The sequence below is a fragment of the Pedobacter sp. MR2016-24 genome (genome assembly GCF_026239655.1).
Lineage (GTDB): Bacteria > Bacteroidota > Bacteroidia > Sphingobacteriales > Sphingobacteriaceae > Pedobacter.
In genome coordinates, this window is record NZ_JAPIVO010000003.1 from 661,006 (window position 1) to 676,839 (window position 15,834).

Here is a 15,834-nt window from a genome sequence, read left to right on the forward strand (position 1 = left end):
GGCTTTTCTGTTTCGCTAAATCTATTAATTCCCCCTGTAGTTGTGTAAAATTTGATATACATACATGGATTATTCATAAAAAATTGCAATTTTTAGAGTTGACGAATACAACATTTAAAATTCAACCTTAAAATGCACAAAAAACTTACGCTACTATTTTTATTTTTTGCTTCGGTTACATTTGCCCAAAAAAAACCGCTTGACCATAAAGTTTATGATACCTGGGAAAGTGTAGGTGTAAAACAGTTATCAGGAAACGGACAATGGGCAGCATATTCTATCCTGCAACAGGAAGGAGATGCGAATCTTTATCTTCAAAATCTCAGCAGCAATGCTAAACTAAATATACACAGAGCAGGAATGCTGCAGTTTAGCGGAGATTCAAAATACGCCGCTTTCCAGATTAAACCTCAATACAGCGTTATACGCCAGGAAAAGATCAAAAAGAAAAAGCCTGAAGAACTATCAAAAGACTCGCTGGGATTTATCAATTTATCCACTTCGGCAATTACAAAAATAGCACGTGTAAAATCTTTCAGAATTCCCGAAAATGAAGGAGACTACCTAGCTTACCATAAAGAAGCACCGATAGACACAGCTAAAAAAGCCAAATCTGACGCGGCTGAGCAGAAAAAAGATAGCGAAGACTTCCTGTTTGCAGATGAAGAGCCGGGTAAGGATAAAAAAGAAGGTTCAGATCTGGTACTGAGAAATCTGATCACCGGCGTAGAAAGAACATTTAAATACGTGAACGATTACAGTTTCAGCAAAAATGGAAAACAACTGGTATTCAGTACTACCGCATCGAAAAGAGATAAAACTGCCAAACCGGGAGTCTTCATTTTAAATACCGAAAAAGGAACTTTAAAAACACTGGTTAACGTCAAGGGTAATTACAAGGGGTTTGTATTTGATGAAGATGGGGAACAGGTAGCATTTTTAGGAGAGACCACACCTGAAAAACAAGAGATCAAAGATTATAGCATATATTATAATTCACTCACATTAGATACTGCACAGGCTTTAGTGGATGGAGAAATTGATGGTATGCCTGCAAAATGGGCAGTGAGCGGCGATGGTAAGCTCAGTTTCAGTAAAGATGGCAATAAACTTTTCTTCGGTATTGCTCCTGTTAAGATAGCTAAAGACACTACCCTGGTAGACTTTGAAAATGCAAAACTTGATATCTGGGGATATAAGGATGATTATTTACAGCCTATGCAATTGAAAAATGCCGAAAAAGAATTAAAGAGAAGCTACCTGGCAGTGATTGAAATTTTTAGCAGCGATCCTAAAATCGTTCCTTTGGCCGATCTTAAATTACCCGAAACAACTATTGTAAAAGAAGGTGATGCCGGCTTTGTGATTTCTTCTACCGACTACGGCAACAGGCTGCAAGCACAATGGAGCGGTGGAACTATCCGCGATTATTATACAGTAGATATTAAAACAGGTGCAAAGAAAAAAATACTTTCTGGTTTATCAGGTTATGCATTCCCCTCTCCTAATGGAGGTTACCTGCTTTATTTTGATAAAAAGACAGGTATCTGGTCATCTTATGGTATGGCTACAGGAAAAATCGCAGCACTAAATACCAACAGCCCTATTAAATTTGCTGATGAAGACAATGACGTGCCGGACGAACCATCACCTTATGGTGTAGCCGGATGGACAGATGAGGACAAACAGGTGCTGATTTATGACAAATATGATATCTGGAGCTTTTCACCAGATGGAAAAGGTGCAGCAAAAAATGTAACGAACGGATTCGGCCGACAAAATAACCTTACATTCCGGTATGCACAAGTAGATCCTGAGGCACGTTTCATCACCAAAAAAGATGACATCTGGTTGGAAACATTTAATAACCTGACTAAAGAAAATGGATTCTACCGCACAAATGCAGGAAGCAGTAAAAATCCTGACCTGATCGTAATTGCTAAATTCAAGTATTCGGCATTAATAAAAGCGAAAGCTGCAGAACGTTATATATATGACAAAGGAAATTATACTACTTCACCAAATGTCTATGTATCTGCAGATTTAAAATCAGAAACAAAACTCAGCAATACCAACCCGCAACAACAAAACTATAACTGGGGAACTGCAGAACTGGTAAAATGGACAACCCCTAAAGGTTACAAAGCAGAGGGTATTCTCTACAAACCAGAAAACTTTGATCCTGCTAAAAAATATCCGATGATTGCTTACTTTTACGAGAAACTTTCAGACGGCTTGTACAATTACAATGCACCTGCGCCAACCCCGTCAAGATTAAACATATCTTATTTTGTAAGTAATGGCTATCTTGTCTTTGCTCCCGATATTAGTTATGAAACTGGTCATCCCGGCAAATCAGCAGAAGAATTTATTAATTCAGGTGTTGAATCATTAAAGAAAAACAGCTGGGTAGATGGCACCAAAATCGGCATACAGGGACAGAGCTGGGGCGGTTACCAGGTAGCACACCTGATTACAGCAACCAATATGTACGCTGCCGCATGGGCGGGTGCACCAGTAGTAAATATGACTTCTGCCTATGGAGGTATCCGTTGGGAGTCTGGAATGAACAGACAATTTCAGTATGAAAAAACACAAAGCAGAATCGGTGCAACGCTATGGGAAAAGCCAGAGCTGTATATAGAAAATTCCCCGTTATTTTCCTTACCAAAAGTAACTACGCCTGTCGTGATTATGTCTAACGACGCAGACGGAGCAGTGCCATGGTATCAGGGGATAGAAATGTTTACTGGTCTGAAAAGATTAGGCAAACCTGTATGGTTATTAAATTATAACAACGAGGCACATAACCTCGTTCAGCGCCAGAACAGAAAAGACATACAGATTCGTGAACAACAATTTTTTGATTACTACCTGAAAGGTGCAAAAGCACCGGTATGGATGGTAGGAGGAATTCCTGCAACAGACAAGGGAAGAACCTGGGGTTTTGAACTGACAAATCAGAAGCCATAATTTAATTTAATTTGACAGAAAAGCCGCCTGCTCAGGCGGCTTTTCTGTTTATGCCGTTTTTTATCTACTTTCATGGCTTCAAATTAAAACATCTAAATGGCATTAAATTATCTCTGGATTGCTTTTTTCATTATCGCTTTTATAGTGGCCCTTATCAGACTTATATTTTTTGGTGATACCGAAATTTTTAAACTCATCGTAGATGGTACCTTCGACTCTGCAAAATTAGCAGTAATGGATATTGCACTGCCGCTGATAGGTATTATGACGCTTTGGTTAGGCATCATGAATATCGGTGAAAAAGCAGGAGCCATCAACTTTCTATCGCGCATTATCGGACCGTTCTTTCACCGTATTTTTCCTGAGGTTCCAAAAAACCATCCTGCAACGGGACATATGGTGATGAATTTTTCTGCGAATCTTTTAGGACTTGATAACGCGGCAACACCATTCGGACTAAAAGCCATGCAAAGTCTCCAGGAAATAAATCCCGATAAGGAAACGGCCAGCAATGCGCAAATCATGTTTTTAGTATTGCATACCTCAGGTCTGACATTGATCCCGTTGAGTATCATGGCACAGCGTTCCATCCTTGGAGCGGGCGATCCTTCGGATATTTTCATTCCCTGTATGATAGCCACCTATGTAGCTACATTGGTCGGGCTTATCGCGGTAGCCATTAAACAACGTATCAATCTCTTTAATACTGTTGTAATTGCCTGGTTAGGTGGCATCACCCTTTTTATTGCCGGCATGATTTACTATTTCACCAATTATCTCAATAAAGAGCAAATCGAAATCGTATCTAAAGTATCATCAAATTTTATCCTGTTTTTTATCATTATCGCTTTTATTCTGGGTGCGATCCGTAAAAAAGTCAACGTGTACGATGCCTTCATCGAAGGTGCAAAAGGGGGATTTACAACCTGTATTACTATTATTCCCTATTTGGTAGGAATGATCGTTGCTATTGGCGTGCTCCGTAACTCTGGTGTATTGGGATATATTGTTGATGGTTTTAGCTGGTGTTTTGTACAAATAGGCGTGAATACTGACTTCACCCCTGCCCTGCCAACTGCACTGATAAAACCACTGAGTGGTAGTGGTGCAAAAGCAATGATGGTGGATACAATGAAAACATACGGTCCCGACTCGTTTGTTGGTCGCCTTGCCTGTATTTTCAACGGTTCAGCAGATACTACTTTTTACATTGTAGCGCTGTATTTCGGTTCCGTTGGTATCAAACGCACCCGCTACGCGATTCCTTTTGGTCTGATAGCAGACCTGGCGGGGATTATAGCAGCCGTATTCGTAGCCTACCTGTTTTTCCATTAAATTCATAATGGCTGCATTAAACTTGATGCTGTAAAATAAAACAGCCCCTTCTGGTTCACAAAAGGGGCTGTAAATTCCAATCCGAACCGCTAAGTTGTAGCTACTTCATTCGTATTCACATTCAGATAGCTGATTATTTTCTCCAGAACACCCGGTTCTATATTAGTGTATTTTGAAGACTTCCAAGTGGATGTCGGCTGATCAAGCCAGACACAAAATGAATGATAACCATCCATTACCACTGCATAAGTTTCGTGAAAATCATCATGGATCCTCATACAAAACCCTTTGACAGGTTTGCCCTGTACATCAAACTGAAAGTTGAGATAATTACTTAACATATTCATACCTGGTTAGTTACCTAAGATAACAAATCTAGGATTAAAAAGTTTATTGAATTTTAAATTGACAACACCAGTTTGTTAAGTTTTCAGCGCGGAGCTCAGCCAATGTTAAGCATATTGGAGTAACCCTTCGCAATTAACCTTCCCTTAGCAGGCAAAAACACCTCACATTGCAAGTTAATAACCGTCTTTCCTCTTTTAACGATTGATGTCTCTGCCACGATCAGATCGCCCTCCTTTGCAGTCGCGAAATAATCGATTACATTATTCACTGTAGTGAAACGGTCAGCCAGACCCAGCGAATAGACCGTAGCACCGATAATATCGTCAATTAATCCGGCAGTAACTCCTCCGTGTAATGTACCCATCGGATTAGTCATTTCTTTTCTGATGACATAACTGAACTTCAATGCTCCTGCTTCTGCACTGATGACAACAGGTTTTAACCAGTTCATATAGGGAGAAGGTGACCCGTACATCTCTTTTCCTGTCAGTGACTTCAAAAAATTCAAACGTTTATCTGATTCAGATTGTTCCATATACAGCAATATATAATTGTAAATTTATAAAAACAAAATACCAAATGGCAGAAAACAAAGTTACTGCAATCACAGAATTAGACAGATCACACTACCGTACTAAAGTTTATGCAGGCGGACATTTTATTTATTCGGATGAGCCGGCAGATCTTGGCGGCACTGATGAGGGAATGACCCCGGCGGCATTACTTTTAGCGAGCCTGGGCAGCTGTACCGCAATTACCATCAGAATGTATGCAGACAGGAAAGAAATGGCTTTAGAAGCTATTAAAATTCATCTATCAATTGATAATAAAGAAGAAGAACTTAGTAAGGATACGAATATATCACGCCAGATAGACTTTATTGGTGATTTAACAGCCGCAGAACGTGAAAGGTTATTACAAATAGCAGACAAGTGCCCTATTCATAAAATTTTATCTAATCCCATTAGCATCACCTCCGTTATGTCATAACCGATATAAATTTAGTACGGTATATACTGTAATTAGTACAGTGATTTAAGCGGCAAGCTGCGCTTTAACCATACTAATCAAATGATCAATATCAAACGGTTTGGCCAGAAAATCATTAGGAGAGCCTGGAGATAATAAAGATTTATCTAAATTATGACTGGCGGAAATCATGACCACGGGGATATTTTTAAAAGTTGAATGTGACTTCAATGCTTTACAGATATCCCTTCCGTCCAGTCCACCCAGCATTACGTCCAGTAAGATCAGATCAGGTTTGTTCTCATCGATTACCTCAAACACCTTTCTTCCGTCTATTAACGTGGTAACTTCGTAACCCTCGTCCTCTAATATGATTTTGATAACATCCAAGATATCGCTATCATCATCCACTGCCAGTATTTTCTTAAACATTATTTCCCCTTCATTTCAAAAAGCTTTATGCGATTAGCATGCCATACATAAAAATTATTATAATCAGTATTTATTACTAAAATAATTAGCACTTTTGTAGTCTTATCTGAATCGATCATGTTATATGCTGTAGTAGATATTGAAACAACCGGAGGTCAGCCCTCAGGTAATGGCATCACCGAGATTTCCATCCTGGTTCATGATGGGCTAAAAGTTATAGACGAATATGAAACATTAATCAATCCTGATCAGCACATTCCTGATTATATACAGGTGTTAACAGGTATAAGCAATGAGATGGTGGAAAATGCACCGCTCTTTTCTGAAGTGGCTTCCAGAATATACGATATGCTGCATAATAAAATATTTGTAGCGCACAATGTGAATTTCGACTTTTCTTTCCTTAAACATCAGCTTGCGCAATCCGGCTACCAGCTGCAAAGTAAAAAGCTATGTACCGTGAGAATGAGCAGGAAACTGTTACCGGGGCATGCTTCATATAGTCTGGGTAAACTATGCAGCGCATTGAAAATTAATTTAAATAACAGGCACCGGGCCGGAGGAGATGCTGCAGCCACAGCAATTCTTTTAACCATGTTGCTCGAAAAGGATACTGAAGGAGTTATTCATCAGTCGCTTCACAAAGCTTCCAAAGAACAGGTTTTACCACCTAATCTTTCAAAATCACAAATAGATGCATTGCCATCTGCTCCCGGAGTATATTATTTTAAAGATCAGAAAGGGACGATCATCTATATCGGCAAGGCAATAGATATCAAAAAAAGGGTTTGCTCCCACTTTGCCGGCACCAAAATAAATAAACAACGTCAGGATTTCATGAGAAATGTTTACCAGATAGATTTTACTATTTGCGGGACAGAACTGATGGCACTGATTCTTGAAGCTACAGAGATCCAAAAATACTGGCCGGAGAATAACCGTGCATTGAAGAAGTTTGAACAGAAATATGCGATGTACGCTTTCGAAGATCAGAAAGGATATATCCGGATAGGTATTGATAAGTACAAGAAAAACAGCAACGCACTCTATGCTTTCAATAGTTTATTATCGGCACATAGTATGTTGCGCGGTCTGATCTCAGAACACACCTTATGTGAAAAATTATGTTTTATTCAGAAGGACAGGTCTGCCTGTACCGCTTATGAAACAGAAAACTGCCACGGTGCTTGTCTCGGTTTGGAGCATCCATACAGTTATAACCTCCGGGTTAAAGCAGCAATTGCTCATTTAAAGTCGGCATTACCCTCTTTTGCACTGATAGATTCCGGCAGAAATGAAGAAGAACAGAGCTGTTTATGGGTCGAAGAAGGAAAATTTCATGGAATGGGATATATTTCTTTTCATACAGATGTATCCGATCTCGAAACTTTAAAGTCTTGCATAGTGCCTTATCCATCAAATGATTATATCCTGAATATGATCCTTGGATATGCAGAAACACATCCCGATAAGAGGCTGGAGTTCCCAAAAACAGCATAATTCTTAAAAATAATTCAAAATAGATTTGCTGATATTGTATAGAAATTCTATCTTTGGCGCTCCTGAAAGGGAATACGCATCCATAGCTCAGCTGGATAGAGCAACGGTTTTCTAAACCGTAGGTCATAGGTTCGAATCCTATTGGGTGTACAAAGTAAAAACGGCCTCTAAAATATTTAGAGGCCGTTTTTATTGATAATCATTTGATTATAGTTCCGTTCACATCCGTGGTCAGCACCTCAGTCATATAATCAAAAAAAGGGCGCATATTCTTGAATACCTGATTCGCGTCCTCCACAAAGGAAGCAGCTAAGACTTCTTCATCAGTAAAACTTTTGAATAGCAAAAACTGTTTATATCTCAGCAGATCTATTGCTTCATCATCTGGAGAAAAACCTTTAGGCGTGGTTTTTAATTGTTCGCCTTTTATTTTTCCAAAAGTTTCCACGAATGACTTATCTGCTAAAATTTTTCTCAATGGTGCAGGGTCAGCACTGAATTCGTTACGCAGCCGTTTTAGGTCTTCCGCAGAAGGCCCCTGAAAGCCACCACCAATGAAGCTGTTGCCAGGTTCAATATGATAGTAATATCCACCCCTGCGTTGTTTTGTCGCTCGTGTAAAATTTCCGCCCCAATTATTTTTGTAAGGAATCTTTACCTTAGAAAAGCGCGTGTCTTTATAGATACGGTGCAAACTCTTTTTTCCGGAAGGAGTCTCAATAACATCATGTTTATTTAATTCCGTCAGTAATCTTTCAGCAAGATGCTCCATGAGTTCTTTTTGTAACAGATACTCCTCTTTATGTGCGTTAAACCACTCGCGTTCGTTATTCTCCTGCAATGATTTCAGAAATTCAAGGCTTGACGCGGGAAGAGCTGATTGTAATTTCGACATCGCTGAAGAATTAAACCTATTCATAATAACAGATATAAGCAACATCCGAATCGCATTTCACGTCAAAGGTAACTCCGGAGGCGATATCAAATTCTTCAGATTGCTCATATATTTTGTAACCACTGTCATTTAATTTCACCTCCAGCCTACCGGCAATGATGATCATCTTTTCAGCTGAAGACGTCGAAAATGTATAACTCCCCGCTTTCATCACACCTACTGTAGCCTTACCTTTGTCTGTATGCAAGCCCAGGCTCTGAACCTGACCATCGAAGTAGGTATTATGCGTTATTGACTCATTTGTTATCGAAGAACTCTGCTGATTACTCATATTTTTATTTTAGTTGAATTGGGATTCAGTCGTTTCCTGTCCTAAATTATAAAAAAGAATAAATCGTTTTTAGTTAAGCTCGTTTAAACTGCAGTTCAGAATATTATATTTACATTCATATGTCGTATTCAGAAACAAAACCACATCCTGAACTATCACCATACATCGATGCTTATTGGATAGCGGAAGGCGGGGGAAATTTTGTTCATCAGGAAAGTATCTTACCTGATGGATGTGTAGATATTATTCTGAATTTAAAAGCAGATTGCCGGTTAGAGGACGGTTCCGTTTTTATGGAAAGTGAAACAGCATACCTTATTGGTACAATGACCCGTTCCGGCAGTAGCAGTATCGGACCTGACAATAAGTTATTAGGCATACGCTTTAAACCAGCTTCATTTTCCATTTTTTATCAATTTTCCTCGCTACATGAATTCACAGATCGAAGCATAGCATTTGAGAAAGGTCTGGCACCTGATATACACCAGGTGATGAAGTATGGCGACAAGTATCTCAATCACTTTTTTCTAAGCAAACTATCTCCCTCCTGTCATATGCTTATGCCTGTGATAGCTGATATACAACTGAACAAAGGGCAAACCAGGATCGCTGATATTGCAAAACGGCATTTCACGACAGTTAAACAATTGGAAAGGCATTTCAAATTTCATATAGGTACCAGTCCTAAAGAGTTTGTTAACCTGACCCGTTATCAGTTTGCTTTCGAAAAAATCAGGAACAACACTACGAATTCAACTTTGCTGCAGATTGCGTTGGAACATGGCTATTATGATCATGCTCATCTTACCAATGAAATAAAGAAGTATACCGGTGTAACGCCCTCCTCTTTATAGAAACAGATGGAATTATTATTTTGTCGCATTTTTACAAATAGACATCACACCTAACAGGATACATTTGTTAAAAATAAATTCATCTAATAAACAATGAAAATGGTAAAATTCAATTACACTATCCTTTACGTGCGGGATGTGACCAGATCAATTACTTTTTATGAACAGGCATTTGGTTTCATCCGTAAATTCATTACTCCGGAAAACAATTATGGAGAATTGACTAGCGGCGATACGACCATATCCTTCGCCTCCATAACATTAGCGAAGAGCAATTTATCCGCTGGATTTGTTGAAAGTAAGCCTGAAGCCAAACCATTTGGCATAGAATTAGGCTTTACTACTGACGATGTACAACTCACTTTTGACAATGCAATCACAGCTGGTGCAATTCCAGTGGAAGAACTAAAAATAAAACCATGGGGACAATCCGTAGCCTACGTAAAAGATCTGGACGGATTTTTAATCGAAATCTGTACACCAATGAATTAGTTGTCAGACAAATACAACAAACCATATCTGCATACACCATTTTCAAAGAAATCTCCTGTATAAATCAATTATTGCCTTAACTTTGCACCCCCGCAGGACGAGGCAATAAATAATTGATACATAATATTCCCCTTTTACAATGAGTAAGTTTCTATATGGTATTGACTTTGGAACAACCAATTCAGCACTATCCATTTATGACGAAGACAAAAAAGAGATCATAAACACGATCAAGGTTCCTTCTCTTTTATATTTCCTGAAAGAACAAAGTGCTGCCTCGGAAGAATTGAATTATGTTGTAGGTGAACATGCGATCACTTCTTATCTGGAAGATGGTATGAAAGGCCGCTTTATTAAATCAATCAAGCAGATTCTATCCAGATCCAGTTTTATTGAGACAAAGATCCACCACAAAAGATATAATGCTTCAGATCTTGTTGCGCTGATCTTAAAAGATCTGAAAGCCAAAGCTGACGAGATAGTCGGCTATGATTGCAAAAAAGCTATTATCGGGCGACCTGTATTTTTTGATGACGATAGCACTGCAAAGGATACACTGGCCCAAACAAGATTAAGCAAAGCTGCTGCGCTTGCCGGATTTACAGATGTACGGTTTCAGTTTGAGCCCATCGGTGCCGCATTTGCTTATGAAAAAACGATTACCAAAAAAGAAAAAGTACTGGTGGCCGATCTTGGAGGTGGAACCACAGATTTCACTTATTTAATTCTGGACCCGGCGAAGTCGGGAAATAAAAACAGGAAAGAAGACATGATCGCCTCGGGTGGTATCTATATCGGTGGTGACAGTTTTGATTCTGCTTTTATGTGGGATCAGGGTACTCCTCATTTTGGTAAAAACACTAAATATGAAGCTACTCCGGGCAAAGTGCTGACTGTGCCCATATCTCTTTTTGCTAATATCTGCTCCTGGGACCAGATGAACTTTTTCAATGGTCTTCGTATCAAAAAAGATATGGAAAACTATTATCATTATTCAAAAAGAGACCGGAAATTCAAAAACCTGATCACGTTGATTGACAATAACCTTGGATACTCTGTATTTCAGGCAATTGAAAAAACAAAAATAGAATTATCCGAACAGGAAATTTCACAATTTGCCTATTCCAATATGGAAATAGAAATTGACGAACAGATTTCCCTTTCTCAATACAATACGATCATTCAAAAAGACATCAATAAAATAAGCGTTTATCTGGATGAGTTCATGGCCAAAAATGAGATCAAGCCCGAGGAAATCGACAGTTTGTTCCTCACCGGCGGATCTTCATTGGTAAGTGGCGTACAGAACCTGTTTAAAACAAAATTCCCTCATATATCCGTTACCTCAGGGGACAACTTTACCAGTGTAGCAAAAGGACTTGCCTATAGCGGTTACCTGTTTGAAGATTAACCTGTAGCAGCACCAATAAAAAAAGGTTACCGGCGATGCCGGTAACCTTTTTTGCTAACAATTATTACTACAATGATTACAATACAATACTATCAATAGCTTTGTCTAAAGCAGCTCCCTGCAGATCCGCTACTGCAAATCCTTCAGCTCTTACTATAGTTACATCAGTAATACCTATAAAACCTAACATCGTTTTGATATAAGGAACTACAAAATCATAAGCCACGGCATCACCAGAACTATATACACCACCTGTAGCTACTGCTACATATGCTTTTTTACCAGTGACCAAACCTTCAGGACCATTAGCAGTGTATTTAAAAGTAATGCCTGCACGTGCAATATGGTCAAACCATGATTTCAAAACAGATGAGATACCGAAATTATACATCGGAGCACCAATTACCAAAACGTCTGCATCCATAATTTCCTGAATAGCTTCGTTAGAATGACGGATGGCTGCTTTGTTAGCATCAGTATGTTGCTCTACCGGTGTAAAAAATGCATTCAAATGCGCTTCTTCCAAATGGGGAAAAGGCTGCGTAGCCAAATTATGGGTCTTAACGGCAGCTCCCGGATCCTGTTCCTTTAATCTTTCTATAATCGCATTCGCTAATTTGATGCTGTTAGACGCTTCGCCCCTCGGGCTTGAAATGATGTTTAATATCTTTGACATGATTATATTTTATATGATAATTTCTTCTTTGATGTTGTAAAAGTAGAGATAACAAAATGAACGGCTCTTGATCTGTGATAAGAAATGATCAGCCACACAAAAAGTAATTCGCCCTGTTATTAAAGAATATATTTAGATTTAACAATCACCAACGGATTAAATGGCATCACCGACAAAAAAAGACTGGCGCTTCGCTTTACATGAAGTGATATATGAATCGAATACCCCTGCAGGAAAAGCATTTGACGTAGCCCTCCTCTTTGCTATTTTTACCAGCATCATCATCGTCATGCTGGATAGTGTACAAAGTCTTCACAAACAGTACGGAGGACTGTTTTACACGATTGAATGGATATTTTCGGCACTGTTTACTTTAGAATATATATTGAGACTGATCAGTATAAGGCGACCAGCCAAATATGTATTTAGCTTCCTGGGAATCATAGACCTGATCGCCCTCATCCCAACCTATCTCAGCATCTTTTTTATAGGTGCACAGTCTCTATTAGTGTTCCGGGCCCTGCGACTCCTCCGCGTATTCCGCATCTTCAAATTGGGTCATTTTTTAACAGAGATCAACTTTCTTACTGTTGCAATCAAAGGAAGTATCAGAAAGATCAGTATTTTCCTGATGACGGTATTTATGCTTGCGGTAATTTTAGGTTCCATTATGTACCTTGTAGAGCAACGCGAAAATGGTTTTTCCAATATTCCGGAAAGTATTTACTGGGCCATCGTAACAATCACTACGGTAGGTTATGGAGATATTTCACCCGTTACACCAATCGGAAAGATGCTTGCTGCACTGGTAATGCTGATTGGTTATGCCATCATAGCCGTTCCAACGGGTATCATCACACATGATCTGGCCATCGCTGCCCGGAAGAAGAAAGAAGTACTGGAGTCCTGCCCCGCCTGCAGCCGGGAAGGCCACGATGCCGACGCTGCTTTTTGTAAGTACTGCGGTTCTTCCTTATTCTCCTGACAACAAAACCAAAGACAAGTGAATATCTCGTTGGCGGACTATAATTTATCCAGTTTAAAATAACCCAGATGTATTTCGTCTTCCGGCAATGCGGAAGATGGCGTAATCTCGATGCTATAAAGTTCTTTTTGCGACTCATCCAGGATCTCTTCAATCCTGTAAATATCATCTACATCAATTCCGTACTTTTCATCAATATGAGAATTGGCTCCTTTAATAGAATTCGTTTTAAAAAAGACTGTTTTTTTCGAACTCTGCACTGCCTGTGCCCTGTCATCCTGAACAGTTAAAATTACATAGTGCTGTTCCTCTAATTTGTTGGCCTGATAACCTCCCAGGTTAATGAAAAACAATTTTTTGGCCACAGGGATAAATTCCCTAGTTGAGTCGGCATCAATTGTGAGGTCGGCATCATCTGTTACGCCAGCTGCCCCATTAGATTTCAATACTACCCTGATCTCATAATCATCAACCCTGTTCACTTCCCGCCACCCGTCAATATGGATACTATTTCCTGCTTCAGGCCAGAATGCTTTAATCTGTGGAACCAGCTCTTTCAATGAATTGGCAATGCCAAAGAAATAGTCATGTTGTTCTACATTTCTTTTGGGGGCTTTTGAGCCCAGTAATAACATAAAAAGTTTAGGCATCTGTACTGTCTGTGGTAATTGGTTCATATAATTCGATACTTTTAATAATAGCAGCAGACGCTGCCTCGCAAAAATCCAGTCCAGAATAATCGGGGTTGTATCCTCCGATATAAGGTACTGCCATAATGTAAATACGCTCGTTCAAAGCATCATACTCATCAATAGCCTGAAAGCTGTCGTTAATGGTTATTCCCGGCACCCTCAGAAAGTAATTGCCGCTGTTGTCCATTTCAACATTTTTGTCGCCATTTGCCAGTGCTTTCAATCCCGCAGCTACATCTTTAAACTGTAATCGCGCCGGACTGATGGTCTTCCCGGAAAGTAAACCTTTATAGGGAAAATCTTCATAACTCAGGTGAGGCTGCCCAACACAATCTACATAGGTGGTAAAATGAACTGCCTTTTTTTCATCAGTCTCATCAGTATAGTGATAAACTACTCCACCCTCAGCATCCGGTTCTGTATAACTATCCTCCCCTACAGGAATAATTTCCAGTACCCCGGCATCATGCAGTGCAAGCATTTCTTCTACAGAACTTTGCGGTACAAAAGCGATAACGATAGAAATTAACGGCATTAAAACCTTCTGTAACCGTTGCATGTCTTCAGCCGAAAAATATTTTGCCGGATAATTCATTGCAAAGCTCAGTACCGCCAGCATCTCTTTCCAGTAAACGGATTCCCTGCGTTTGATAGACTGCTCTGCCTCTGTATATTCCGCCTTGAACAAGGTAAAGGGTTCCAGATGCTCACGTAAGTCCATCATCATCGCTACAAATGCTTCCAGATCCATATCTTTCACCTTTGCATAAAATTCAGGATCCTTATCCGGGAACAGGTCCTTAAAGTTTTTCTCAAATACAAAATCAAGTGAGAGAAAACCATTATTTTCTGCCCTGTTCCTGTTAACCACTTCGTGACTTAATACGGCATCTTTCAGCAAATGCGGATCTTCCAGGTGGAACCTGATGGCCGGTAATAATCCGCTTCTGGAATGCATCATCAGTTTGAAATTTTCACTGTCTGCTGCCAGTTGATATAAAGGCTTACCCTGGCTGCCTATGCTGAAAGTCCCATTGTGTCTGGCCAGCGTTCTGATTGCATCTATAGCAGTCAGAGATGAGCCTTTAATTGCCACCGGGTGATTGATTTTGATCGCTAATTTAGCAGGTGGATAAGGTGAATCAAAATATCCAGGCACAGTTCCCTCATGCCTGCGGGGCCAATTGTGTCCTGTACATATGATGATATGATCAAATTCAAAATGTGCCTTTTCTGCCACCTCAACAACAATTAGTTCCTGAGTGGGGTAATCTATGATATCCGTAACCGGACTATCAAAATGCACCGTAGTTTTCAAGCCAGTCTCCTTAGCCTTTGCCAGTAACAGATCAAACTGTGCTGCCAGGTACTGACCGAACAGGAGTCGCGGCAAGACCTTATAATCGTTAAACTTTGAGGGATCAATCTTATACCTCGTCAGTGTTTTTTCAGGTACCGTATGGATCCAGTCGGCTATAGGCGTAACCAGATCAGGTATTTCATTACCAGATACATTCGTAATATGCTCGTCACTTGCACCTTCGGTACTATAGGGCATACCCACACCCAACTGTTTCTTCCGTTCAAATATATCTATTGTCAGATCAGTCCGGCCAGATTCAACTAGTCTTTTATACATAAACAGCCCGCTTGGTCCACCGCCAAGAATCGCTATGCGTTTTTTATCTTTCAATAGCTTATAAGGTAAAATGTAAAATTGTCTTTTAATAAAGATGTAACAACTTCTTTTGCCTTTGGTTTTAGCTTAGCCCAGGGAAATATTCCGGATCATTCTACCCTTCCAAAAACGAATCCTATAAGCAGAATAAAACATTATTTTTTACCAACCAGCAAACAATTTTAATTTATCAGCATTTTAACATTGAAAATTCTGTCGCTTCGAATATTTGTTGCAAATTTGGAAGCACAGATAAAGCAATC

The 15,834-nt window shown here is 39.5% G+C and carries 16 protein-coding genes and 1 tRNA gene; 9 read left to right on the forward strand and 8 right to left on the reverse strand.

Translation table 11 applies throughout. The features are described 5' to 3' along the window. The first annotated feature begins 132 nt into the window (after positions 1-132). Both OQX62_RS10640 and OQX62_RS10645 read left to right on the forward strand, forming a co-directional pair. A complete protein-coding gene (locus OQX62_RS10640) occupies positions 133-2,973 on the forward strand; it encodes a S9 family peptidase (protein WP_265831496.1) in 2,841 nt (946 codons plus the stop codon). A 96-nt stretch (positions 2,974-3,069) separates the two neighbouring features. Beyond that, positions 3,070-4,308, forward strand: coding sequence for a nucleoside recognition domain-containing protein (locus tag OQX62_RS10645; RefSeq protein ID WP_265831499.1), 1,239 nt, complete (start codon positions 3,070-3,072; stop codon positions 4,306-4,308). Positions 4,309-4,397: 89 nt separating this feature from the next. Here the strand turns inward: OQX62_RS10645 and OQX62_RS10650 are convergent, their stop codons facing one another. Beyond that, positions 4,398-4,649, reverse strand: a complete 252-nt coding sequence (locus tag OQX62_RS10650) for a hypothetical protein (RefSeq protein ID WP_265831500.1) — start codon at positions 4,647-4,649, stop codon at positions 4,398-4,400. Positions 4,650-4,750: 101 nt separating this feature from the next. Continuing rightward, the gene (locus OQX62_RS10655; RefSeq protein ID WP_265831502.1) at positions 4,751-5,191 is read right to left on the reverse strand and encodes a PaaI family thioesterase; all 441 of its coding nucleotides are present in this window, start codon (positions 5,189-5,191) and stop codon (positions 4,751-4,753) included. A gap of 44 nt (positions 5,192-5,235) precedes the next feature. Here OQX62_RS10655 and OQX62_RS10660 point away from each other — a divergent pair, with 44 nt between their 5' ends. Further along, positions 5,236-5,646 (forward strand): OsmC family protein, encoded by a 411-nt coding sequence (locus OQX62_RS10660; RefSeq protein WP_265831504.1) that lies wholly within the window; start codon positions 5,236-5,238, stop codon positions 5,644-5,646. 45 nt (positions 5,647-5,691) lie between these two features. On the opposite strand, the gene OQX62_RS10665 is transcribed toward OQX62_RS10660, so the two are convergent. Next, positions 5,692-6,057, reverse strand: coding sequence for a response regulator transcription factor (locus OQX62_RS10665; protein ID WP_265831506.1), 366 nt, complete (start codon positions 6,055-6,057; stop codon positions 5,692-5,694). 117 nt (positions 6,058-6,174) lie between these two features. Between OQX62_RS10665 and OQX62_RS10670 the strand changes: the two genes are divergently transcribed. Next, a complete protein-coding gene (locus OQX62_RS10670) occupies positions 6,175-7,557 on the forward strand; it encodes an exonuclease domain-containing protein (protein WP_265831508.1) in 1,383 nt (460 codons plus the stop codon). 76 nt (positions 7,558-7,633) lie between these two features. After that, positions 7,634-7,707: transfer RNA gene (locus tag OQX62_RS10675), tRNA-Arg, on the forward strand. Between the two features lie 49 nt (positions 7,708-7,756). Here the strand turns inward: OQX62_RS10675 and OQX62_RS10680 are convergent. Both OQX62_RS10680 and OQX62_RS10685 read right to left on the reverse strand, forming a co-directional pair. Then, a complete protein-coding gene (locus OQX62_RS10680; protein ID WP_265831509.1) occupies positions 7,757-8,452 on the reverse strand; it encodes a DUF2461 domain-containing protein in 696 nt (231 codons plus the stop codon). 16 nt (positions 8,453-8,468) lie between these two features. Further along, a complete protein-coding gene (locus OQX62_RS10685) occupies positions 8,469-8,783 on the reverse strand; it encodes a pyrimidine/purine nucleoside phosphorylase (protein ID WP_265831511.1) in 315 nt (104 codons plus the stop codon). Positions 8,784-8,902: 119 nt separating this feature from the next. Between OQX62_RS10685 and OQX62_RS10690 the strand changes: the two genes are divergently transcribed. From OQX62_RS10690 to OQX62_RS10700, 3 genes are all read left to right on the forward strand, one after another. After that, positions 8,903-9,637, forward strand: a complete 735-nt coding sequence (locus OQX62_RS10690; protein WP_265831513.1) for a helix-turn-helix transcriptional regulator — start codon at positions 8,903-8,905, stop codon at positions 9,635-9,637. A 99-nt stretch (positions 9,638-9,736) separates the two neighbouring features. Beyond that, a complete protein-coding gene (locus OQX62_RS10695) occupies positions 9,737-10,129 on the forward strand; it encodes a VOC family protein (protein ID WP_265831515.1) in 393 nt (130 codons plus the stop codon). A 139-nt stretch (positions 10,130-10,268) separates the two neighbouring features. Next, on the forward strand, positions 10,269-11,540 hold the full coding sequence (locus OQX62_RS10700; RefSeq protein WP_265831517.1) for an Hsp70 family protein: 1,272 nt from the start codon (positions 10,269-10,271) through the stop codon (positions 11,538-11,540). A gap of 76 nt (positions 11,541-11,616) precedes the next feature. On the opposite strand, the gene OQX62_RS10705 is transcribed toward OQX62_RS10700, so the two are convergent. Then, complete coding sequence (locus OQX62_RS10705; RefSeq protein ID WP_265831519.1) at positions 11,617-12,216, reverse strand: FMN-dependent NADH-azoreductase; 600 nt, start codon at positions 12,214-12,216, stop codon at positions 11,617-11,619. A gap of 160 nt (positions 12,217-12,376) precedes the next feature. Here OQX62_RS10705 and OQX62_RS10710 point away from each other — a divergent pair, with 160 nt between their 5' ends. Further along, the gene (locus OQX62_RS10710) at positions 12,377-13,201 is read left to right on the forward strand and encodes an ion transporter (RefSeq protein WP_265831521.1); all 825 of its coding nucleotides are present in this window, start codon (positions 12,377-12,379) and stop codon (positions 13,199-13,201) included. A gap of 38 nt (positions 13,202-13,239) precedes the next feature. On the opposite strand, the gene OQX62_RS10715 is transcribed toward OQX62_RS10710, so the two are convergent. Beyond that, positions 13,240-13,878 (reverse strand): DUF1543 domain-containing protein, encoded by a 639-nt coding sequence (locus OQX62_RS10715; RefSeq protein ID WP_265831522.1) that lies wholly within the window; start codon positions 13,876-13,878, stop codon positions 13,240-13,242. Next, positions 13,844-15,586 (reverse strand): FAD/NAD(P)-binding protein, encoded by a 1,743-nt coding sequence (locus tag OQX62_RS10720; protein WP_265831523.1) that lies wholly within the window; start codon positions 15,584-15,586, stop codon positions 13,844-13,846. The genes OQX62_RS10715 and OQX62_RS10720 overlap by 35 nt, the downstream gene beginning before the upstream one ends. Positions 15,587-15,834: the final 248 nt, after the last annotated feature.